The organism is Klebsiella sp. HMSC16C06 (genome assembly GCF_001808325.1).
In the GTDB taxonomy this organism is placed as follows: Bacteria; Pseudomonadota; Gammaproteobacteria; order Enterobacterales; family Enterobacteriaceae; genus Klebsiella; species Klebsiella variicola.
The window spans coordinates 170,690-191,286 of the sequence record NZ_KV793024.1 but is presented as its reverse complement, the minus strand read 5'-3'; the positions used below and the strand labels follow the sequence as shown (position 1 = coordinate 191,286).

At 55.8% G+C, this 20,597-nt stretch carries 19 protein-coding genes, 6 tRNA genes and 1 other RNA gene; 11 read left to right on the top strand and 15 right to left on the bottom strand.

Annotation, left to right across the window (positions count from 1 at the left end; genetic code table 11):
- The first annotated feature begins 107 nt into the window (after positions 1–107).
- Positions 108–1,019 carry a cysteine synthase CysM gene (gene cysM / locus HMPREF3142_RS25240; protein WP_012540938.1) on the top strand — a complete coding sequence of 304 codons (912 nt, stop codon included), beginning with the start codon at positions 108–110 and terminating at the stop codon, positions 1,017–1,019.
- Here cysM and HMPREF3142_RS25235 read toward each other — a convergent pair.
- Complete coding sequence (locus tag HMPREF3142_RS25235) at positions 1,016–1,411, bottom strand: YybH family protein (RefSeq protein ID WP_008803870.1); 396 nt, start codon at positions 1,409–1,411, stop codon at positions 1,016–1,018. The genes cysM and HMPREF3142_RS25235 overlap by 4 nt on opposite strands.
- 181 nt (positions 1,412–1,592) lie before the next feature.
- Positions 1,593–2,891 (bottom strand): MocR-like B6 salvage transcription factor PtsJ, encoded by a 1,299-nt coding sequence (gene ptsJ, locus HMPREF3142_RS25230; RefSeq protein WP_063106011.1) that lies wholly within the window; start codon positions 2,889–2,891, stop codon positions 1,593–1,595.
- Positions 2,892–2,973: 82 nt separating this feature from the next.
- On the opposite strand from ptsJ, the gene pdxK reads away from it, so the two are divergent.
- Positions 2,974–3,837 carry a pyridoxine/pyridoxal/pyridoxamine kinase gene (gene pdxK / locus HMPREF3142_RS25225; protein ID WP_048267944.1) on the top strand — a complete coding sequence of 288 codons (864 nt, stop codon included), beginning with the start codon at positions 2,974–2,976 and terminating at the stop codon, positions 3,835–3,837.
- Positions 3,837–4,076: a hypothetical protein gene (locus HMPREF3142_RS25220; RefSeq protein ID WP_012540941.1), complete on the top strand. Its 240-nt coding sequence runs from the start codon at positions 3,837–3,839 to the stop codon at positions 4,074–4,076. The genes pdxK and HMPREF3142_RS25220 overlap by 1 nt, the downstream gene beginning before the upstream one ends.
- A 40-nt stretch (positions 4,077–4,116) precedes the next feature.
- Here the strand turns inward: HMPREF3142_RS25220 and crr are convergent, their stop codons facing one another.
- The 5 genes from crr to cysZ form a co-directional block, all read right to left on the bottom strand.
- Positions 4,117–4,626 carry a PTS glucose transporter subunit IIA gene (crr, locus tag HMPREF3142_RS25215; protein ID WP_008803873.1) on the bottom strand — a complete coding sequence of 170 codons (510 nt, stop codon included), beginning with the start codon at positions 4,624–4,626 and terminating at the stop codon, positions 4,117–4,119.
- Between the two features lie 42 nt (positions 4,627–4,668).
- Entirely contained in the window at positions 4,669–6,396 is a 1,728-nt protein-coding gene (gene ptsI, locus HMPREF3142_RS25210) for a phosphoenolpyruvate-protein phosphotransferase PtsI (RefSeq protein ID WP_008803874.1), read from the bottom strand.
- Between the two features lie 44 nt (positions 6,397–6,440).
- Positions 6,441–6,698 (bottom strand): phosphocarrier protein Hpr, encoded by a 258-nt coding sequence (gene ptsH / locus HMPREF3142_RS25205; protein WP_002913505.1) that lies wholly within the window; start codon positions 6,696–6,698, stop codon positions 6,441–6,443.
- A 380-nt stretch (positions 6,699–7,078) separates the two neighbouring features.
- Positions 7,079–8,050 carry a cysteine synthase A gene (gene cysK / locus HMPREF3142_RS25200; RefSeq protein ID WP_012540942.1) on the bottom strand — a complete coding sequence of 324 codons (972 nt, stop codon included), beginning with the start codon at positions 8,048–8,050 and terminating at the stop codon, positions 7,079–7,081.
- Positions 8,051–8,226: 176 nt separating this feature from the next.
- Positions 8,227–8,988, bottom strand: a complete 762-nt coding sequence (gene cysZ / locus HMPREF3142_RS25195; protein WP_008803876.1) for a sulfate transporter CysZ — start codon at positions 8,986–8,988, stop codon at positions 8,227–8,229.
- 230 nt (positions 8,989–9,218) lie between these two features.
- On the opposite strand from cysZ, the gene zipA reads away from it, so the two are divergent.
- From zipA to HMPREF3142_RS25180, 3 genes are all read left to right on the top strand, one after another.
- Positions 9,219–10,274 (top strand): cell division protein ZipA, encoded by a 1,056-nt coding sequence (zipA, locus tag HMPREF3142_RS25190; RefSeq protein WP_046621668.1) that lies wholly within the window; start codon positions 9,219–9,221, stop codon positions 10,272–10,274.
- 69 nt (positions 10,275–10,343) lie between these two features.
- Complete coding sequence (gene ligA, locus HMPREF3142_RS25185) at positions 10,344–12,359, top strand: NAD-dependent DNA ligase LigA (RefSeq protein ID WP_049155351.1); 2,016 nt, start codon at positions 10,344–10,346, stop codon at positions 12,357–12,359.
- Between the two features lies 1 nt (position 12,360).
- Positions 12,361–12,579 (top strand): DUF3820 family protein, encoded by a 219-nt coding sequence (locus tag HMPREF3142_RS25180; RefSeq protein WP_002913440.1) that lies wholly within the window; start codon positions 12,361–12,363, stop codon positions 12,577–12,579.
- On the opposite strand, the gene HMPREF3142_RS25175 is transcribed toward HMPREF3142_RS25180, so the two are convergent.
- Positions 12,576–13,574, bottom strand: a complete 999-nt coding sequence (locus HMPREF3142_RS25175) for a bile acid:sodium symporter family protein (protein WP_008803879.1) — start codon at positions 13,572–13,574, stop codon at positions 12,576–12,578. The two genes, HMPREF3142_RS25180 and HMPREF3142_RS25175, sit on opposite strands and share 4 nt — an antisense overlap.
- An 88-nt stretch (positions 13,575–13,662) precedes the next feature.
- Between HMPREF3142_RS25175 and HMPREF3142_RS25170 the strand changes: the two genes are divergently transcribed.
- Positions 13,663–14,589: a LysR family transcriptional regulator gene (locus tag HMPREF3142_RS25170; RefSeq protein WP_012540947.1), complete on the top strand. Its 927-nt coding sequence runs from the start codon at positions 13,663–13,665 to the stop codon at positions 14,587–14,589.
- 83 nt (positions 14,590–14,672) lie between these two features.
- On the opposite strand, the gene HMPREF3142_RS25165 is transcribed toward HMPREF3142_RS25170, so the two are convergent.
- The 5 genes from HMPREF3142_RS25165 to HMPREF3142_RS25145 form a co-directional block, all read right to left on the bottom strand.
- Positions 14,673–14,810: non-coding RNA, RtT sRNA (locus HMPREF3142_RS25165), on the bottom strand.
- A 95-nt stretch (positions 14,811–14,905) separates the two neighbouring features.
- Positions 14,906–14,981: transfer RNA gene (locus tag HMPREF3142_RS25160), tRNA-Lys, on the bottom strand.
- A 4-nt stretch (positions 14,982–14,985) separates the two neighbouring features.
- Positions 14,986–15,061: transfer RNA gene (locus HMPREF3142_RS25155), tRNA-Val, on the bottom strand.
- A 45-nt stretch (positions 15,062–15,106) separates the two neighbouring features.
- Positions 15,107–15,182: transfer RNA gene (locus tag HMPREF3142_RS25150), tRNA-Val, on the bottom strand.
- Between the two features lie 46 nt (positions 15,183–15,228).
- Positions 15,229–15,304 (bottom strand) — tRNA-Val (locus tag HMPREF3142_RS25145).
- 259 nt (positions 15,305–15,563) lie between these two features.
- Between HMPREF3142_RS25145 and gltX the strand changes: the two genes are divergently transcribed.
- Positions 15,564–16,982, top strand: a complete 1,419-nt coding sequence (gene gltX, locus HMPREF3142_RS25140) for a glutamate--tRNA ligase (RefSeq protein ID WP_008803881.1) — start codon at positions 15,564–15,566, stop codon at positions 16,980–16,982.
- A gap of 52 nt (positions 16,983–17,034) precedes the next feature.
- Here gltX and HMPREF3142_RS25135 read toward each other — a convergent pair whose 3' ends face one another.
- Together HMPREF3142_RS25135 and HMPREF3142_RS25130 are read right to left on the bottom strand one after the other, a co-directional pair.
- Entirely contained in the window at positions 17,035–17,427 is a 393-nt protein-coding gene (locus HMPREF3142_RS25135; RefSeq protein ID WP_050888059.1) for a MerR family transcriptional regulator, read from the bottom strand.
- A 3-nt stretch (positions 17,428–17,430) separates the two neighbouring features.
- The gene (locus tag HMPREF3142_RS25130) at positions 17,431–17,784 is read right to left on the bottom strand and encodes a YfeC-like transcriptional regulator (protein WP_008803883.1); all 354 of its coding nucleotides are present in this window, start codon (positions 17,782–17,784) and stop codon (positions 17,431–17,433) included.
- Between the two features lie 219 nt (positions 17,785–18,003).
- On the opposite strand from HMPREF3142_RS25130, the gene HMPREF3142_RS25125 reads away from it, so the two are divergent.
- From HMPREF3142_RS25125 to HMPREF3142_RS25115, 3 genes are all read left to right on the top strand, one after another.
- Positions 18,004–18,079, top strand: a tRNA-Ala gene (locus HMPREF3142_RS25125).
- Between the two features lie 41 nt (positions 18,080–18,120).
- Positions 18,121–18,196 (top strand) — tRNA-Ala (locus tag HMPREF3142_RS25120).
- Positions 18,197–18,405: 209 nt separating this feature from the next.
- Complete coding sequence (locus HMPREF3142_RS25115; protein WP_023340589.1) at positions 18,406–20,577, top strand: EAL domain-containing protein; 2,172 nt, start codon at positions 18,406–18,408, stop codon at positions 20,575–20,577.
- Positions 20,578–20,597 lie beyond the last annotated feature (20 nt).

Sequence of the window (20,597 nt, the reverse complement as noted above, 5' to 3'; positions counted from 1 at the left end):
GCAGGTCTATCGCCCGGTAAGGCTACGCTTTCCGGGCCTGGAATTTTTACGCGTCTTGTAGGCCGGGTAAGCGAAGCGCAACCCGGCTTTTTTATTGAGTAAAAATCGTGAATACACTCGAACACACCATCGGCAATACCCCTCTGGTCAAGCTTCAGCGTCTGGGTCCGGACAACGGCAGTGAAGTTTGGGTCAAACTCGAAGGCAATAATCCGGCAGGCTCGGTGAAAGACCGCGCCGCGCTGTCGATGATCGTCGAAGCGGAAAAGCGCGGCGAAATTCAGCCCGGCGACGTGCTGATCGAAGCGACCAGCGGTAACACCGGTATTGCGCTGGCGATGATCGCCGCGCTGAAAGGCTATCATATGAAGCTGCTGATGCCCGACAACATGAGCCAGGAGCGCCGGGCGGCGATGCGTGCCTACGGCGCCGAGCTGATTCTGGTCACCAAAGAGCAGGGAATGGAGGGGGCCCGCGACCTGGCTCTTGAGATGGCGCAACGCGGAGAGGGCAAACTGCTCGATCAGTTTAACAACCCGGATAACCCCTACGCCCACTACACTACCACCGGGCCGGAAATCTGGCAGCAGACCGCGGGACGTATCACCCACTTTGTCTCCAGCATGGGGACCACCGGCACCATTACCGGCGTATCGCGCTTTTTGCGCGAACAGAGTAAACCGGTGGCCATTGTCGGCCTGCAGCCGGAAGAGGGCAGCAGTATTCCCGGGATCCGTCGCTGGCCGGCAGAGTATATGCCGGGGATCTTTAACGCTTCGCTGGTGGATGCGGTGCTGGATATTCATCAGCAGGATGCCGAGAATACCATGCGTCAGCTGGCGGTGCGGGAAGGCATTTTCTGCGGGGTCAGTTCCGGCGGCGCGGTGGCGGGCGCGTTACGCATTGCCCGTGAAAATCCTGGCGCGGTGGTGGTGGCGATCGTCTGCGATCGCGGCGATCGTTACCTTTCCACCGGCGTGTTCGGCGAAGAACATTTTAGCCAGGGGGCTGGCATTTAATCATCAAGCAGGTCGGTGCCGTAGGAGTTATCGACCGTACACAGCCAGCGCTCGCCCTGCTTCTGAAAGACATAGGTGGCGCGCCGTGTGACCTGGGATATCCCGTCCGCCGTCGGGATATCCAGCCGGGTCTCCATAATCACCAGCGCATTGCCGCCGCCTTCAATAACCTCCATTTTCCCCTGAGTCACCACCAGTCGGTGCTGGAAATAGTCGGCAATGGCGATAAAGGCTTTGCGGATATTCTCTTTCCCTCTGACCACCATGCCCGGTTTGACGACCAGCGCGGCGTCTTCTGCGTAATAGGCCATCAGGGTATCGTAATCTTCCTGTGAGATAGCGCGGTCGCAGGCTTCAATGACCGCCTTCAGTGCCAGGTCAGTGTGATGCATCTCTGGTGCTCCTTCTTGTGAGCGATTTTTCCGCCACCGGGACTGTTTTATTCGTCCGGGCGAGCAGGGTATGCAGGTAAGACTGTGCCTGCTTTCGTTTATTTTTTCATTAGTTTATCGGCAGCTGCCATCACTCACCTGTGCGGCAGATGCTTCAACATGCCGAATGATACGGCCTGCATCAGGGTTGGTTTAAGACCAGCGCAATATCAGCCGCCAGGCGGGAAATCTCAGCGTCACTCAGACGGCCCAGCGACAGGCGCAGCCCGTGCGCAGGCGTTCGGACACCAAATATTTCCCCCTCCCGGACCAGCCAGCCGGCGCGGGCCAGGCGTAAGGCGTAGGGCTGGCTCGCCGCTGGCAGCGGCAGCCAGAAATTGAGTCCATCGCCAGGCGTAGCATGGCTGTGGCCGTGCCGGGCCAGCGCCGCCGCCAGTTTCTCATTCTGCTGGCGATAATGACGACGGGTCTCCGTCATCGAGGCGATAAACGCCTCATCGGTCAGACAGGCCAGCGTCAGGTCCTGCAGCAGATGGCTGACCCACTGGCTGCCGGCGTTAAGCCGCAGGCGCAGCGCCGCTGAGGTATCGGCATCGCTGGCGATAAAGGCCAGCCGCAGGTCTGGCCCGAGGGTTTTTGACATTGAGCGCACCAGCGCCCAGCGTTGCGTGCTTGCAGGAAGAGGGGAGTACCATGGCGTGGCCGACAGCAGGGCAAAATGGTCATCGACGATCGCCAGCACCTGCGGATAGCGGGCCAGCACCTCCCGCAGGGCATGCGCCCGGGTTTCCGTCAGGCTACAGCCGGTAGGATTATGCGCGCGCGGGGTTAAGATCACCGCCCGTGCGCCGTTGCGTAACGCCTCCTCCAGGCCCTCAGGATCCATCCCCTCAGCATCCACCGCCACCGGGCAGGGGGTAAAGCCGGCGTAACGCACCATATTGATGCTGCTGAGAAAACAGGGATCTTCGACCACCACGCCGTCGCCGGGCAGCAGCAGAGCGCACAGCAGACGCTCCAGGGCGTCAATCGCTCCGCTGGCGAGATTCACCGCAAAGGGAACCGCTATCTCTTTGGCAAACCACGCCTCGGCCCATTGACCAAGCCGCGGCTCGATGGGAGCATCGCCATACAGGCGTGGTGTGCGGGCAAGCTGGCTCAGATAACGGGTTAATTCAGGCAGTCTGGCGGGGTCCGGATTGCCGCTGGAGATATCGTTCAGCGGCGTCGTTGGGTCACCGCCCTCCAGCGCCGGCAGCGGATCCCGTGCTTTAATGGCCGTGCCGTTCCGTCCCTGGCTGACGGCCAGCCCGGAGGTGACCAGCCGTTTATAGGCGGCGGCGACGGTATTGCGATTCACCTCCAGCTGGCTGGCGAGTTCGCGTACCGGCGGCAGAACCTCTCCGGGCTGCAACCCGCCGCTTTGCACCAGATGGCGGATATGATCGAAGATATCGCTGGCGGTTTTTCCGGCAAACATTATTGACCTATGACAAAATGAAATTTAGCATAGGACGAATCATAATCAGTGCGTGACCCGCTGTCCAGCGGGGGGAGAAAAGATGGGCCAGCAAGATGACATACAATCAGTGCTCTTTCACGACAAAAGCCGGGCGTCGGAAGTCGATATCGTCGCTGTGCAGTCCCAGGTAGTCTACGGCAGCGTTGGCAATAGCATCGCGGTTCCGGCGATTAAACAGCACGGCTTGCGCGTGCTGGCGGTGCCGACGGTACTGTTCAGCAATACGCCCCATTATGAGACGTTCTATGGCGGCATTATTCCGGAGGAGTGGTTTGTCGGGTATCTGCAGGCGCTGGAGGAGCGCGACGCGTTGCGCGAACTGCGTGCAGTGACCACCGGCTATATGGGCAACGCCGTGCAAATTGAACGTCTGGCGCAGTGGTTGACGCGGGTGCGGGCCCGCCATCCCGGGCTGTGCATTCTGGTGGATCCGGTCATCGGCGATGTCGACAGCGGCATCTACGTTAAGGCTGAGATCCCGGATGCCTATCGTCAGCATCTTCTGCCACTGGCGCAAGGGATCACCCCCAATCTGTTTGAGCTGGAAACGCTGAGCGGCCAGCGCTGTCGCAATCAGCAGGAGGCGGTCGCCGCGGCGCGAAGCCTGCTGTCAGATACCCTCAAATGGGTGGTGATCACCAGCGCGCCGGGAGAGGCGCGTTCGACGATAAATGTGCTGGTGGTGACGGCCGATGCGGTGGAGGTGGTGGCCCACCCGCGGGTGGAAACGGACCTGAAGGGAACGGGCGATCTGTTCTGTGCAGAGCTGGTGAGCGGTCTGCTCACCGGCCTGGCGCTGGGGGCGGCGACGCAGGCTGCCGCCCGGCGCGTGCTGGAGGTCATGAACTGGACTGCCGCGCAGGGGTGTGACGAACTGATCCTGCCGCCACGGGAGAAAAACTGATGAAAAGCTATCGGTTAGTGATCCGCCAACAGGGGCGTATTGTCGGTCATTTTGATACCACAGGGGAGGCGGCGCTGGAGGATGCCTGCGTAGCGCGGTCGCTGTTCGGCCTGGCCGGAGGGTACCAGTGCGATCTGCTGGTCTCTGACAGTGAGCGTCGTATTCTGGAGAGCACGCCGGAGGGATTGCGCATCTTGTCCCGGGAGAAGTGCTATCAGCCGGTGACCAGCGCGATATAAAAAAATGGCGCCTTTCGGCGCCATTTTTATGCAGCAAGCATTACTTCTTGATGCGGATAACCGGGGTTTCACCCACAGTCACGCTACCGGACAGTTTGATCAGCTCTTTGATCTCGTCCATGTTGGAGATAACCACCGGCGTCAGGGTAGACTTGGCTTTCTCTTCCAGCAGCGGCAGATCGAATTCGATAACCGGGTCGCCGACTTTCACGCGCTGGCCTTCTTCAGCGATACGCTTGAAGCCTTCGCCTTTCAGTTCAACGGTATCAATACCGAAGTGAACGAACAGCTCGATGCCGCTATCAGATTCAATAGAGAACGCATGGTTGGTTTCGAAAATTTTACCAATGGTACCGTCTACCGGCGCGACCATTTTGTTGCCGGTCGGTTTGATGGCAATCCCATCGCCCACAATTTTTTCCGCAAAAACCACATCCGGCACGTCTTCGATGTTGACGATCTCACCGGAGAGGGGAGCAATAATCTCAATAGTTCCGGTGTCTTTCTTGTCATCAGAAACCAGAGATTTCAATTTATCAAACAAACCCATGATCTTCTCCTAAGCAGTAATTTGGGCCGCGCATCTCTTGGATTAGCAGATTGTTTTTTCTTCAATGAACTTGTTAACCAGCGTCATTAACTCGTCCGTTGTCGGTTGAGCAAGAGCCTGCTCTGCTAATACTTTCGCATCTTCGAAGTTCGTATTACGAATAATCTTCTTGATGCGCGGGATGGAAATGGCGCTCATAGAGAATTCGTCCAGCCCCATACCCAGCAACAGAAGTGTAGCACGTTCATCGCCCGCAAGCTCACCGCACATGCCAGTCCATTTACCTTCAGCGTGAGAAGCATCAATAACTTGCTTAATCAGATTCAGTACAGACGGTGACATCGGCTGGTAAAGATGTGAAATCATATCATTACCACGGTCAACTGCCAGAGTATATTGCGTTAAATCATTGGTGCCGATACTAAAGAAATCAACTTCTTTGGCCAGATGACGAGCAATGGTCGCCGCAGCCGGTGTTTCCACCATCACGCCGATCTCAATGGATTCGTCAAATGCTTTACCTTCGTCACGCAGTTCCTGTTTGTAGATTTCGATCTCTTTCTTCAGCGCACGCACTTCTTCAACAGAGATGATCATCGGGAACATAATGCGCAGTTTACCGAAAGCGGAGGCACGCAGGATGGCGCGCACCTGATCGCGCAGGATTTCTTTACGATCCATCGCGATACGCACGGCACGCCAGCCGAGGAACGGGTTCTCTTCTTTCGGGAAGTTCATGTACGGCAGCTCTTTGTCGCCGCCAATGTCCATGGTACGCACGATAACGGCCTGAGAGCCACAGGCTTCAGCCACCGCTTTATAGGCCGCAAACTGCTCTTCTTCAGTTGGCAGCGCGTCACGGTCCATGAACAGGAATTCGGTACGATACAGGCCAACGCCTTCGGCGCCGTTGCGCTCAGCACCTTCGACATCGCGAACGGTACCAATGTTGGCGCAGACTTCAACCTGATGGCCGTCGAGGGTAATCGCCGGCAGATCTTTCAGTTTCGCCAGTTCGGCTTTTTCTTCCGCAACCTGAGCCTGCAGATTACGCAGCGCTTCAATTTGCTCGTTAGACGGGTTGACCAGAACCTGGTTGTTCACCGCGTCGAGAATCAGATAATCGCCGTTTTTCACCTGCGCCGTGATGCTGCCGGTGCCCACGATGGCCGGCAGTTCCAGGGAACGCGCCATGATGGAGGTGTGAGAGGTACGGCCGCCCGCGTCGGTGATGAAGCCCAGCACTTTTTTCAGGTTCAGCTGTGCGGTTTCAGACGGGGTCAGATCGGCGGCGACGAGGATGACTTCATCCTGAATCGCGCTCAGATCGATAATCGACAGACCAAGGATGTTGCGCAGCAGGCGCTTACCGATGTCGCGTACGTCAGCCGCACGTTCTTTCAGGTATTCATCGTCCAGCTCTTCCAGGGCAGTGGCCTGACCTTCGATAACTTCATTGGCTGCCGCGTCGGCAGTCATGTGCTTATCTTTAATCAGGGCTATGATTTCCTGCTCAAGCTCCTCATCTTCCAGCAGCATGATATGCCCTTCGAAGATGGCTTCTTTTTCTTCACCGAAAGTTTCACCAGCTTTGGTTTTGATGACCTCCAGCTGGGCGGAGGCCTTGGCGCGGCCGCTCAGGAAACGTTCGACTTCCTGATCAACCTTATCGGCAGAAATTTTCTTCCGGTCGATGACAATTTCATCTTCCTTCAGCAGCAGTGCTTTGCCGAAGGCGATACCCGGGGATGCTAAAATGCCTGAAATCATAACCCTACCTTACTTGTGACTGATATGAAAAAGAACCCGTGAACTTACTCGAGTTCAGCCATCAGTTTAACCAGATGCTCAACAGCTTTCTGCTCATCTTCGCCTTCAGCGGAGAGGGTCACTACGGTGCCCTGGGTCAGGCCCAGAGTCTGCAGTTTGAACAGGCTTTTGGCGCTGGCGCTTTTGCCGTTGGAGGTTACAGTGATCTCAGAAGTGAAGCCTTTAGCTTCTTTAACAAACTGAGCAGCAGGGCGGGTGTGCAGACCGTTCGGAGCGGTAATGGTAACTTCTTGCTGGAACATTATATTTCCCCAACTTATAGGTTTAGTGTTGTGGACCTAAAGTCTAGTCTAACGACTCGACTTTAGCCTGTATTGTTAGCGCCGGCGTTACGTTTCCGGCCTTGGCGTCGGCAGCGCCTGGCGCTGCGAAGACCTGCGGGCCATTGACGTCTAGCACGTCATTAAACATTATGCCGCGAAAGGAAGACTTGAACCAAATCATAAAATCGATTCAGCTGGCGGAAATCCTCTTCTGAATAATTTCGCGCATCAAAATAAATGTGCTGGTTAAATACCAGACCCTACGAGGTGAATCAATGCCAGGAGGGGTAAAACTTTGACGTATGCCACAAAAAAGCACCTGAAAAGGTGCTTTTTTACACATTATTTACAAGCTGGCACTACTGTTGCAGTTCTTTCTCAGTGAAGAGATCGGCGAACAGCGCGGTGCTTAAATAACGCTCACCTGAGGAAGGCAGGATAACCACAATATTCTTATTGGTAAAGGCCTCATCTTCCTGCAGCTTCAGCGCGGCGGCAACAGCGGCCCCGGAAGAGATACCCGCCAGGATGCCTTCTTCTTCCATCAGACGGCGCGCCGTGGAGATAGCTTCCTCGTTGGTAATGCCGATCACTTTGTCCACCAGCTTTAGATCCAGGTTGCCAGGAATGAAGCCGGCGCCGATACCCTGAATTTTGTGCGGGCCTGGCTTGAGCTCTTCACCCGCCAGCGCCTGGGAGATGACCGGCGAATCGGTCGGTTCGACCGCGACGGTGATCAGATCTTTTTTGCCCTTGGTATTTTTAATGTAGCGGCTGACGCCGGTCAGCGTACCGCCGGTGCCTACGCCAGAGATAAAGACGTCCACCTGACCATCGGTGTCTTCCCAGATTTCCGGGCCGGTGGTCTTTTCGTGGATTTCCGGGTTAGCCGGGTTGCTGAACTGCTGCAGCAGCAGGAATTTTTCCGGGTTGCTGGCGACGATCTCTTCCGCTTTCTGAATAGCGCCTTTCATGCCTTTTGCGCCTTCGGTCAGTACCAGGTTGGCGCCCAGCGCTTTCAGCAGTTTGCGGCGCTCAATGCTCATGGTTTCCGGCATGGTTAGCGTTAGCTTGTAGCCGCGGGCCGCCGCCACGTAGGCGAGGGCGATACCGGTGTTGCCGCTGGTCGGTTCGACCAGTTCCACGCCAGGTTTCAGAACGCCGCGCTTTTCAGCATCCCAGATCATATTGGCGCCGATACGGCATTTTACGCTAAAGCTCGGGTTACGAGATTCTACCTTTGCCAGGATACGGCCGTTACCAATGCGGTTCAGTCGTACCAGCGGCGTGTGACCGATAGTCAGGGAGTTGTCTTCAAAAATCTTACTCATGGCCCGTCCTTAACTGTATGAAATTTGGGGGTACGGCATCAGCATACCCGCTTAAAGAATATGCGGAAGTAAGGATTTAGCATATCTATATGCGGAAGGGAAATAATGATAAGCAAGAAGGAATAAGCGAGATATAAGGAGCGGCCTCAGCCGCTCCCGGGGTGAACATGTTGGGGCTATTTCCAGACCGCGTGTTTATCGCGATAACAATCGACCCACATTGCGGTGGCGCCGCAGATGGCCACTGGCAGGATCACCAGGTTTAACACCGGGATCATGGTAAACAGACTGGTGAGCGCCCCAAACTGCATATTCATCACTTTGCGGCTGCGCAGCGCTTCGCGCATGGTCCTGAAGGGGACCTTGTGATTATCAAAGGGGTAATCGCAGTATTGAATTGCCAGCATCCATGCGCTGAACAGGAACCAGAGTACCGGGGCCACCGTCTGGCCAACGCCGGGTATAAAGTAGAGCAGCAACAGCACGATGGCACGGGGCAGGTACCAGGCCAGCTTCTGCCACTCACGTTTCATGATGCGCGGAATATCCTTCATGATGCCAAAGACGCCGACATCCGGCGGGGTGGCGCCAGTCAGACGCGCTTCAAGTTGTTCCGCCAGCAGGCCGCTGAACGGCGCAGCTATCCAGTTGGCGATAGTCGAAAAGAAGTAACCAAACACCAGCAGAATCGAGAGCACCACTACCGGCCACAGCAGGTAATTCAGCCACTGCAACCAGTCCGGCACATGGCTCATCAGCGAGGGGATCCAGCTGTCGAGACGGGTAAACAGCCACCAGAAGGCTCCGCCCATCAGCAGCACGTTAACCAGCAAAGGCAAAAAGACATAACGCCGTATGCCAGGCAGCCCGATGAGTTTCCAGCCCTGCGAAAAATAATAAACGCCGCTACGCGGGGTCGGTGCGGATGATGAAACCATAGCCAGGCAATGCTCCTTTTTTAACATCCAGTGTGAATGCTCGCTTATTTTATCGGGTCGCCAGACAATAACCAGTTAGGAAATGTTCGAAAAAACAGCAAAAAGCACGATTTAGTTCATCTTTATGTGGTGAAAGCGACCGACGCACTTGCACTTGAGGTAATCGGCAAATACTCTTAGTGAGTAAATGTTTGCCGTGGTGGCAAGGTGTTAGAACAACAGAGAATATAATGATGCAGGATTTGCGTCTGATATTAATCATTGTTGGCGCGATCGCCATAATCGCTTTACTGGTACATGGTTTTTGGACCAGCCGTAAAGAACGTTCTTCGATGTTTCGCGATCGCCCACTGAAACGTATGAAGTCGCGCGACGATGAGTCGGAAAACGAAGACTTTGATGATAATGTTGAAGGCGTAGGTGAAGTCCGCGTTCATCCGGTCACTCACGCCCCGCACGGCGCGCATGGGGAGCATGAAGCCCCTCGTCAGGCGCCGCAGCACCAGTACCAGCCGCCTTACGAGCGCCAGATGCAGCAGCCTGTGCGTCCTGATGAACCGGTTCGCCAGCCGCAGCAATCGCCGCGCCAGGCCCCGGTTCAACCGCAGGGACAGCAGCATGCGGCTGCGCAGCCTGGCTGGCAACAGCCGCAGCCCGCGCAGCCGCCCGTGCAACCCCAACATCAGCCGCAGCCCGTTGTGCAGCAGCCCGTCGCACCGCAGCCGGTGACGCCGACCGTTGCCCAGCCGCAGCCAGCCGCCCCACAGCAGCCTGTGCCACAGCCTGTTGCCGCGCCGCAGCCCGCCGTCGCCGAGCCGCAGCCGGTAGAGCCGCCGCAGCCTGCCGCGCCGCAGCCGAAAGAGCGTAAAGAGACGGTCATTGTGATGAACGTCGCCGCCCATCACGGCGCACAGCTTAACGGCGAGGTGCTGATCAACAGCATCCAGCAGGCCGGCTTCAAGTTTGGTGAAATGAATATTTTCCACCGCCATTTGAGTCCGGATGGCAGCGGCCCGGTTCTGTTCAGTCTGGCCAACATGGTGAAGCCGGGGACCTTCAATCCGGACAGCATGGCGGATATGATGACCCCTGGGGTGACTATTTTTATGCAGGTCCCTTCCTACGGTGATGAACTGCAGAACTTCAAGCTGATGCTGCAGTCTGCGCAGTATATCGCCGATGAAGTGGGCGGCGTGGTGCTTGACGATCAGCGTCGCATGATGACGCCGCAAAAACTGCGTGAATACCAGGATCGTATTCGCGAAGTGAAAGACGCGAACGCCTGACGTCCCGCGTTATCTCAACTCCTTCTCAACCCCCGCCTGTCGGGGGTTTTTTATCATTGATGGTGTGATATGGAACCGATCGAACAACAACTGACTGAACTGCGAACCACGCTTCGCCATCATGAATATCTGTACCACGTTATGGACGCGCCGGAAGTGCCCGATGCGGAATATGACCGCCTGATGCGCGAGCTGCGCGAGCTGGAGAGTCAACATCCGGAGCTGATTACCCCGGACTCGCCGACTCAGCGGGTGGGGGCGGCGCCACTAACTGCCTTCAGCCAGATCCGCCATGAAGTGCCGATGCTGTCGCTGGACAACGTGTTTGATGAAGAGAGCTTTCTCGCCTTCAACAAGCGGGTACAGGATCGCCTGAAAAGCACTGACGATCTCACCTACTGCTGCGAGCTTAAGCTCGACGGCCTCGCGGTGAGTATTCTCTACGAATACGGCGTACTGATGCAGGCCGCGACCCGCGGCGACGGTACCACCGGCGAGGATATTACCTCCAATGTGCGAACCATTCGCACTATCCCCCTCAAGCTGCATGGCGAGAATATCCCGGCACGTCTTGAGGTGCGTGGTGAGGTTTTCCTTCCGCAGGCCGGGTTTGAAAAAATCAATGAAGAAGCGCGCCGCACCGGCGGAAAAGTGTTTGCTAACCCGCGTAATGCGGCGGCGGGTTCGCTGCGCCAGCTCGATCCGCGCATCACGGCGAAGCGACCGCTTACTTTCTTCTGCTACGGCGTTGGCGTGCTGGAGGGCGGTGAGCTGCCGGCCAGCCACTCGGCCCGTTTGCAGCAGTTCAAAGCATGGGGACTGCCGGTGAGCGATCGCGTCACCCTGTGTCATACTCCCGAGGAAGTGCTCACTTACTATCGTAAAGTCGAGGAAGATCGTCCTCATCTGGGCTTTGACATTGATGGCGTGGTGATCAAAGTCGATTCGCTGGCGCTGCAGGAGCAGTTGGGTTTTGTGGCCCGCGCGCCGCGCTGGGCCGTGGCCTTTAAGTTCCCGGCACAGGAGCAGATGACTTTCGTCCGGGATGTGGAGTTCCAGGTAGGGCGCACCGGGGCGATCACGCCAGTGGCGCGCCTGGAGCCGGTCCATGTCGCCGGCGTGCTGGTGAGCAATGCCACCCTACATAACGCCGATGAAATCGAACGCTTAGGTCTGAAAATCGGCGACAAGGTAGTGATTCGTCGGGCAGGCGATGTGATCCCGCAGGTGGTCAATGTGGTGCTTTCCGAGCGTCCGGCGGATGCCCGGGATGTTGTCTTCCCGACCCACTGCCCGGTATGTCAGTCCGACGTTGAGCGAGTGGAGGGCGAGGCGGTAGCCCGCTGTACGGGCGGCCTTATCTGCGGCGCGCAGCGTAAAGAGTCGCTTAAGCACTTCGTCTCCCGTCGCGCGCTCGACGTTGACGGCATGGGCGACAAGATCATCGACCAACTGGTGGAGAAAGAGTATGTCCATACGCCGGCGGATCTGTTCCGCCTGAGCGCCGGGAAACTCACCGGGCTGGATCGGATGGGGCCGAAGTCCGCGCAAAATGTGGTCAATGCTTTGGAAAAAGCCAAAGAGACGACCTTCGCACGCTTCCTCTACGCTCTGGGTATTCGCGAGGTAGGCGAAGCGACAGCGGCGGCCCTGGCGGCGCATTTCGGCACTCTTGAAGCCCTGGAGCAGGCTTCCATTGAGGAGCTGCAAAAGGTCCCTGATGTTGGCATCGTGGTTGCCACCCATACCTTCAACTTCTTTGCCGAAGAGAGTAACCGGGATGTCATCGCGCAGCTGCTGGCCGAAGGCGTTCACTGGCCGGCGCCAGTCGTGGTGAAGGCGGAAGAGATTGATAGCCCGTTTGCGGGTAAAACCGTGGTCCTGACCGGCAGCCTGAGTCAGCTATCGCGGGATGACGCCAAAGCGCGTCTCGTCGCGCTGGGGGCGAAGGTGGCAGGCAGCGTGTCGAAGAAAACTGACCTGGTGATTGCCGGCGAAGCGGCGGGTTCTAAGCTGGCGAAAGCGCAGGAGCTGGGCATTGAGGTGATTGACGAAGCCGAAATGATGCGTCTGCTGGGAGAATAACGTGGATAAAGCGCAGCTGGTCGAAATAGCCAATACCGAGATGCCGTTCGGTAAATACAAGGGACGTCGTTTAATCGACGTCCCGGAAGAGTATTTACTGTGGTTTGCGCGTAAGGATCAGTTTCCTGCCGGCCATCTCGGCGAGCTGATGGCGTTGACCCTGCTGATTAAAACCGAGGGGCTGAGCGATCTGGTTCAGCCCCTGAAGAAAGCGCGTTAAGCTTTAGCGGCGTTGGCCTTTTCCTCAGCGAGACGCGCATCGGTTTGCTGCTTGTAGCGCCGCGCCAGCACCGCGCAGACCATCAGCTGGATTTGGTGGAAGATCATCAGCGGCAGCACCATGATGCCGAGGATGGAGGTCGGGAAGAGAATATTGGCCATCGGGATGCCGTTGGCCAGACTCTTTTTCGAACCGCAAAAGACGATGGTAATCTCATCGGCTTTGTTAAAGCCGCAGCGGCGGGCGACGAACACGTTAACGGCGATGACAATGGCCAGCAGCACCAGGCTGACCACCACGATAAACAGCAGCGATCCCAGACCGACTTTATGCCAGATGCCATTCACCACTGCCTCGCTAAAGGCGGAGTAAACCACCAGCAGAATCGAGGTCTGGTCGGTCTTACCAATCCACTTCTTATGCTTCGCCACCCAGTTGCCGATCCACGGCCGTGATAAGTGACCGAGTACGAAAGGCAGCAGCAGCTGCAGCATGATTTTACCGACCTGCTCCAGGCTGCCGCCTGCGCCATGAAGGTTCATCAGGACGCCCACCAGCAGCGGTGAAACAAAGATCCCCAGCAGGCTGGAGGCCGAGGCTGAGCACACCGCCGCCGCGACGTTGCCTCCGGCCAGCGAAGTAAAGGCGATAGCGGATTGCACGGTGGCCGGCAGAATGCACAGATAGATAAAGCCGCTGTAGAGCATCGGATCGACATTCACCGGCGCCCACCAGGCAAACAGAACCCCGAGTACCGGGAAGAGTATAAAGGTGCTGCACATCACCCACAGATGCAAACGCCAGTGGCTGCCGCCGGCGATAATCGCTTCCCGGGAGAGTTTAGCGCCGTGCATAAAAAACAGCAGGGCAATGGCGGCGGTGGTCAGATGTTCAAAGAAGGGAACGAAAGCGCCACGGGCGGGGAAGAATGAGGCCAGCAGGACAACGGTGACCAGGGTTGCCGTAAACGGATCGAGAATGCGGAAAAGTTTCATAAACGCTCCTGAAAAGAGATGCGCTATTGTGCTTTTTTTCATTTGAGAAATAAAATTGATTTATTGCATCTATTCATGAATAAAAAAGATGAATTACTCTCTGCGTCAGTTAAAAGTATTCGTCACCGTCGCCCGGGCCAGAAGCTTCAGCCGGGCAGGGGAGATGATTGGCTTAAGTCAGTCGGCCGTCAGCCATAGCGTTAAGGAGCTGGAGCATCAGACTGGCGTCCGGCTACTCGACCGTACCACTCGCGAAGTCGTGCTCACCGAAGCGGGTCAGCAGCTGGCGGGGCGGCTGGAGCGTTTGCTCGATGAGTTGACGATTACCCTGCGCGACGCCGGGCGCGTCGGCCAGCAGATGAGCGGTACCGTCAAGGTCGCCGCCAGTCAGACGATTTCCGCCCACCTGATTCCGCAGTGTATTGCTCACAGCAACCGTCGTTATCCTGATATCGATTTTGTGTTGCACGATCGGCCCCAGCAGTGGGTGCTGGAGAGTATTCGCCATGGGGAAGTGGATTTCGGCATTGTGATCGACCCCGGCCCGGCGGCAGATCTGCAGTGTGAAGTGGTCCTGGCGGAACCTTTTTTGCTGCTTTGCCGGGAGGATCATACTTTTGCCGGCCTGACGGAGGTGCCGTGGCAAGCGCTGCAGGATGAGAGACTGATCCTGCAGGACTATGCCTCCGGCAGCCGTCCGCTGATTGATGCGGCCCTTAGCCGGCTGGCTATCCGGGCGAACATTGTGCAGGAGATTGGTCACCCGGCAACGCTGTTTCCGATGGTAGAATCGGGAATTGGCATCAGCGTTCTGCCGGCGCTGGCGCTGCCGTTACCGCAGGGGAGCCATCTGACGGTGAAGCGGCTGACCCCGGTGATGGAGCGGCAGCTGATGCTGGCATGCCGGAAAAATCGCTCGCTGTCGACCGCCGCTCAGGCGTTATGGGAAATTGTGCGTGAAGAAGGGGCAAATTTAACCGCTGCGAGGGTGGAAGATCCGCTGTATCAGCGCTGACAGGGGGAGTGCTGCGGGGGAACTCGCGGCCAGACCGCAAACTGCGCATAGCAAAAAGGCGCCTTTAGGGCGCCTTTTTACATTGGTGGGTCGTGCAGGATGACTCGGCTTCGCCTCGCCCTTCGGGCCGTCGCCGCAAGCGGCTCCGTTGTCTCACTGCGTTCGACCCGAACCTGCTGCAGAGAAACTCGTCTCATCCTGAGACTCGCCCTGCGGGCCAACGCTGCCGCGTCGTTCAAAATTGTTCCCGACAATTTTGTCGAATCGTTGAGTTCGGCGCATAGCAAAAAGGCGCCTTTAGGGCGCCTTTTTACATTGGTGGGTCGTGCAGGATTCGAACCTGCGACCAATTGATTAAAAGTCAACTGCTCTACCAACTGAGCTAACGACCCGAAGTGGTGGGTGATGACGGGATCGAACCGCCGACCCCCTCCTTGTAAGGGAGGTGCTCTCCCAGCTGAGCTAATCACCCACTTCTCAATTTTCTGTTCTACACGGCGGAGACTACGTTAAGTAGTGGTGGGTGATGACGGGATCGAACCGCCGACCCCCTCCTTGTAAGGGAGGTGCTCTCCCAGCTGAGCTAATCACCCACTTCGGTACTTCACATTTTGACAGAAAATCCAGCTGGCGAGAAAGTGGTGGGTGATGACGGGATCGAACCGCCGACCCCCTCCTTGTAAGGGAGGTGCTCTCCCAGCTGAGCTAATCACCCCCGCTGTGTGGAGTCGCATTATAGGGAGAGTTGAAAATGAGTCAACGCCTTTTCTAAAGAATTCGTTCGTTCGTCGTAAAATTAAACAAAGCGATCGTAAAACCGGCGGCGTAGCATGATTTATAAACAAAAATGGCAAACCGTGACGTTCCGACGGGATCAACATTGAGGAATCAGCCCACGGTGTTAGAATATTGACCCATAATTTCCACCGGACATTGCCGGCTATCGGCATCTTTATTAAACGTAAGGCCAATTCATGAAAATCAAAACTCGCTTCGCGCCAAGCCCAACAGGCTATCTGCACGTTGGCGGTGCGCGTACTGCTCTCTATTCCTGGCTTTTTGCTCGTAACCACGGCGGTGAGTTTGTGCTGCGTATTGAAGACACCGATCTCGAACGCTCCACCCCGGAAGCAATTGAAGCCATCATGGATGGCATGAACTGGCTGAATCTGCAATGGGATGAGGGCCCTTATTACCAGACCAAACGTTTCGACCGTTATAACAACGTGATCGATGAGATGCTGGAAGCTGGCACCGCTTATAAATGTTATTGCTCGAAAGAGCGTCTGGAAGCGCTGCGCGAAGAGCAAATGGCGAACGGTGAGAAGCCGCGTTACGATGGCCGCTGCCGCCATAGCCACGAGCATCATGCCGACGATGAGCCGTGCGTGGTGCGTTTTGCCAACCCGCAGGAAGGGTCGGTGATCTTTGACGATCAGATCCGCGGACCTATCGAGTTCAGCAACCAGGAGCTTGACGATCTGATCATTCGTCGTACCGATGGTTCCCCGACCTATAACTTCTGCGTGGTGGTAGATGACTGGGATATGGCGATCACCCATGTGATCCGTGGTGAAGATCATATCAACAACACACCGCGCCAGATCAACATCCTCAAAGCGCTGAATGCGCCGGTGCCGGTTTACGCCCACGTGTCGATGATCAACGGCGATGACGGTAAAAAACTGTCCAAACGCCACGGTGCGGTGAGCGTGATGCAGTATCGTGACGATGGCTACCTGCCGGAAGCGCTGCTTAACTATCTGGTACGTCTGGGGTGGTCCCATGGCGATCAGGAGATCTTCACCCGCGAAGAGATGATCGAGTTCTTTTCGCTGGGGGCGGTCAGCAAATCCGCGAGTGCGTTCAACACCGACAAACTGCTGTGGCTGAACCATCACTACATCAATACGCTGCCGGCGGAATACGTGGCGACGCATCTGCAGTGGCACATCGAGCAGGAAAATATCGATACCCGTAATGGCCCACAGCTGGCCGAGCTGGTGAAACTGCTGGGCGAGCGTTGCAAAACGCTGAAAGAGATTGCTCAGAGCTGCCGCTACTTCTATGAAGAGTTCGCTGAGTTCGACGCCGATGCGGCGAAGAAACATCTGCGTCCGGTGGCGCGTCAGCCGCTGGAAGTGGTTCGCGACAAGCTGGCGGCGATCGGCGACTGGACAGCGGAGAACGTCCACCATGCAATTCAGGCAACCGCTGATGAGCTGGAAGTCGGCATGGGTAAAGTCGGCATGCCGCTGCGCGTGGCGGTTACCGGGGCAGGGCAGTCTCCTGCGCTTGACGTCACCGTCCACGCTATCGGTAAATCGCGTAGCGTTGAGCGTATCAACAAAGCGCTGGCTTTTATCGCTGAACGTGAAGGTCAGGCGTCCTGATTGGGACGTGGATGAAACAACGGCAGGTTACTCCTGCCGTTTTTTTTGTCTGTTACGCCGGGCTGGCGATGCCGAGGCGGGCAAGAAAGCCGCTAATCCCTTCCCGGGCCAGCAGATCGCGAAGCTGCAGCTGTTCGGCCGGAGTCATCAGTTGCAGGGTTTCCGTGATTTGCCGCCAGACCACGTCAGCCTCATTGACCAGATAAGTGCCGGGCGATTCCGCCAAATGATTGTCGGTAAACAGATGGCGCCTGGCAGGCGCATTGGTCAGAAATTCGAGTACCGATTTGTCGATGACCACCAGTCGCGCGCGTCCTCCTTTGACGCCGGGTATCGCTTCCGTGCGCCATTTTTGCTGGCGAACCCAGCGATTGATCGTTTGTCTGGCCAGTCCCAGGCAGTCGGCGAGCTCTGCGGGTGTCATTTTATCTTTCAGTTTCATCATGCTTTACCGATCGCGGATCCCTAACCGAAGTAGTAACCCGGTGATCCCTTCGCGCAGCAACAGCGACATCAGCTGCTTCTGCTCGCTGGGAGTGAGCTCTTTGCTAAGGGTCAGCAGCAGCGATTCCAGATCGCTGTCGTGGGTAGAATAGGCGCCTGGTGTCTCTGCCACGCGCTGAGCGCTGCGGATAAACTCCCTGACTTGCTCATTGACATGGACCAGCCGCGCTTTGCCACCCTGGACGCCAGGCCGCGGAGAGGTTTGCCAGCCTTCTTTCCGCACCCACTTATTGATAGTTTGCCGGCTGTAGCCGGTCAGATGGGCGATTTCTTCAGGTGTCATTCGTTCCTTGAGCATACTATTTCCTGAGTAAATGTATGGGAATTAGCTGCTCATGTTATAGCATCCTTTTACGTGAAAAAGTGACCTGTTTAACTTCTGGCTGCGATAAGGCTCGCAATGTCAGCAAGTTGCCTGCTTTTTCAGCGATTGAATTGCGAAGGATAATTTTGCCGTTGACACCTGAGCGAGGAATTCATATTATGCCGCCCGTCAACACGACACGCTTTACGTTACGGGGCTATAGCTCAGCTGGGAGAGCGCTTGCATGGCATGCAAGAGGTCAGCGGTTCGATCCCGCTTAGCTCCACCAAATTCTGCACCCAGCAGATTTGGTTCGTAAAGAGGTCCTGTGGGGCTATAGCTCAGCTGGGAGAGCGCTTGCATGGCATGCAAGAGGTCAGCGGTTCGATCCCGCTTAGCTCCACCAAAATTCAGAACCCTCGCCTCGGCGGGGGTTTTTGTTTTTAGCTGTTTTCATGTAAAGCACTTTCTGGTTAAGTCAGTTAATCTCCAGCTATTAAAATCGAAAGTAATTTCAGACTTTTTCCTGATAATTCACCTTGCCTGCCCTAAATAAGCAACATAACATTTCCCCCATTAAACGTAATGAGGTTGCCGGAGTTTTAATTAACAATAATGCTTGATAAAATTAACATTAATATCAAAAAAACTCTGTTGGCCTTTCTCGTCAGTTTAGTCGCTATTCCGCTGGCTCGTTTTATTTCACCGCAAACGGTTATTGATGGCAATCTTATTTATATTGCCTGGCTGCCAATCAGCGTGATGTTTTCTGTTATTTTTATCTTTGGCCGCTATGCGATCGCACCATTAATTCTCGCGTTTGCCATTACCAATAGCTTTCTCATTGAATTAACGCTGTCACAGGCGCTTATTCTGCTCTTTTGTCAGCTGTTTGCTGTGTTTGTCTCCTGCGCTGTTTTACGCCTGATGGTGGGCAAGCGCTGGCGGTGTGGCCCCACGGCGAAACATATGGGGGCGCGGATCTTCTGGGGCGGCTTCTTCGCGCCGGTGCTGTTGAAAATCACCATGTACCTTGCCGGGCAATATTTTGCGTTTCCATTATCTATTACCAGTTACTTTGGTAGTATGCCGTTGATTTATACCGTAATAGATATCCAAAGTTTAATCAGCGCGGCATTAATTTTTACGACGTTTCTTTATTATCCAATGCGGATGATTATCAGTCCGCACTATGCCCGACGTTTCTGGCGTCAGGAATGTTTACCATGGCTGGCACCCAAACATCGTTCTTTTACCCTATATTGGTTTATCTCGCTGGCGCTTTTATTAACTTTACTGTGTGCGCCGTATCAGTCTGAATTTATTGCCGGTTATTTAGTTCCGGTGATATTTATTGTCTACTTTATCGGGATTAGCCGGATTGGTCATGCGCTGCTGCGTATTTCATGGTCTGTCTCAGCCTTTTTGCTGGTGGTGTATAATAAAAACTTTCTCCAGGGCGTCCAGAGCGAGTATTCATTATCCTTTGTGCTGTCAGTCCTGATCTCCTTCACTATCTGTTTGTTTTATATGGCAGACACCTATGCCCGCAGCGATCGCAATAAACGCCGCTGGCGTAGCCAGGCGGAAGAGGATCCGCTGACGGGCTTACCTAATCTGCGCGCGCTGGTGAGCCATTTACAGAGCAGTCCTCTGCAGGCTATCTGCAGCTTGCGTATCGATAATCTCGATTTTCTTAGCCGACATTATGGGCTAATGATGGGCGTTGACTGTAAACGGCAAATCATCCGGGCGCTTCAGCCGCTGTTGGGGGCAACGGATAAAGTCTTCCAGGTTCCCGGCAGCGAATTGATCCTCGTGCTTGACGGGCCGGACCCTGCGGCGCGGCTAAACCATATGGTCGCCATCCTCAACCACAAAAAGTTCAGCTGGCATAATCAGCCGCTGGATCTTGAGTTTGGCGCGGCATGGAGCCGTGATGACGGTCAGGGTGAGACGCTGCACCAGATGCTGGGCCAGCTCAGCTGGCTTTCCGAACAGGCGGGCAGTGAACGCCGGGTGCTGGCGTTGGATGAGGAGCAGGAACTGGTGGTGGATCAAACCACCGAGCAGGTACGCCTCCTGATGCGCGTCAAGCAGGTTCTCAAAGAGCGGGCGCTGGTGCTCTATGCGCAACCGATTCAAAATGCGGAGGGGGAGGGCTATCATGAAATCCTCACGCGCATGCGCTGTGGCGATAGCGTCATTATGCCGGATCAGTTTATCCCGCTGATTGTGCAGTTTAACCTCAGCCAGCGTTTTGACATGCTGGTGCTTGAGACCCTGTTCAGTTCGCTCCATCAGCATCCCGGCCAGCGGTTCTCGGTCAACCTGCTGCCTTCAACCCTGATGCAAAAGGATAGCGCGGCGCAGATTATCGCGCTCTTTCAACGCTATCGCATTTCGCCAGATCTTATCACCATTGAGGTGACCGAAGAGCAGGCTTTCTCCAATGCCGACACCAGCCAGCAAAATCTCGACGCGCTGCGCGCGTTTGGCTGCGCTATCGCCATTGATGACTTTGGCACCGGTTATGCGAACTATGAACGACTGAAGCATCTGCAGGCCGATATCATTAAGATTGACGGCTGCTTCGTCCGCGATATTCTGACGGACCCGCTGGACGCCATTATGGTGAAATCGATTGTCGAAATGGCGCGGGCGAAACAGATGAGCGTGGTGGCGGAATATGTCGAAAGCGAACCGCAAAAAGCGCGCCTGCTGGAACTGGGCGTGAATTATCTGCAGGGTTACCTGGTCGGTAAGCCTCAGCCGTTGGGCGAATGACGGGTAAAAAAAAGCCGGGC

Bases quoted from the DNA above. Each gene is read 5' to 3' on its own strand.
- HMPREF3142_RS25235 (WP_008803870.1), bottom strand. From the start codon at position 1,411: ATGCATCACACTGACCTGGCACTGAAGGCGGTCATTGAAGCCTGCGAC.
- ptsJ (WP_063106011.1), bottom strand. From the start codon at position 2,891: ATGTTTGCCGGAAAAACCGCCAGCGATATCTTCGATCATATCCGCCAT.
- pdxK (WP_048267944.1), top strand. From the start codon at position 2,974: ATGGGCCAGCAAGATGACATACAATCAGTGCTCTTTCACGACAAAAGC.
- HMPREF3142_RS25220 (WP_012540941.1), top strand. From the start codon at position 3,837: ATGAAAAGCTATCGGTTAGTGATCCGCCAACAGGGGCGTATTGTCGGT.
- crr (WP_008803873.1), bottom strand. From the start codon at position 4,626: ATGGGTTTGTTTGATAAATTGAAATCTCTGGTTTCTGATGACAAGAAA.
- ptsI (WP_008803874.1), bottom strand. From the start codon at position 6,396: ATGATTTCAGGCATTTTAGCATCCCCGGGTATCGCCTTCGGCAAAGCA.
- ptsH (WP_002913505.1), bottom strand. From the start codon at position 6,698: ATGTTCCAGCAAGAAGTTACCATTACCGCTCCGAACGGTCTGCACACC.
- cysK (WP_012540942.1), bottom strand. From the start codon at position 8,050: ATGAGTAAGATTTTTGAAGACAACTCCCTGACTATCGGTCACACGCCG.
- cysZ (WP_008803876.1), bottom strand. From the start codon at position 8,988: ATGGTTTCATCATCCGCACCGACCCCGCGTAGCGGCGTTTATTATTTT.
- zipA (WP_046621668.1), top strand. From the start codon at position 9,219: ATGATGCAGGATTTGCGTCTGATATTAATCATTGTTGGCGCGATCGCC.
- ligA (WP_049155351.1), top strand. From the start codon at position 10,344: ATGGAACCGATCGAACAACAACTGACTGAACTGCGAACCACGCTTCGC.
- HMPREF3142_RS25175 (WP_008803879.1), bottom strand. From the start codon at position 13,574: ATGAAACTTTTCCGCATTCTCGATCCGTTTACGGCAACCCTGGTCACC.
- HMPREF3142_RS25170 (WP_012540947.1), top strand. From the start codon at position 13,663: ATGAATTACTCTCTGCGTCAGTTAAAAGTATTCGTCACCGTCGCCCGG.
- gltX (WP_008803881.1), top strand. From the start codon at position 15,564: ATGAAAATCAAAACTCGCTTCGCGCCAAGCCCAACAGGCTATCTGCAC.
- HMPREF3142_RS25135 (WP_050888059.1), bottom strand. From the start codon at position 17,427: ATGATGAAACTGAAAGATAAAATGACACCCGCAGAGCTCGCCGACTGC.
- HMPREF3142_RS25130 (WP_008803883.1), bottom strand. From the start codon at position 17,784: ATGCTCAAGGAACGAATGACACCTGAAGAAATCGCCCATCTGACCGGC.
- HMPREF3142_RS25115 (WP_023340589.1), top strand. From the start codon at position 18,406: ATGCTTGATAAAATTAACATTAATATCAAAAAAACTCTGTTGGCCTTT.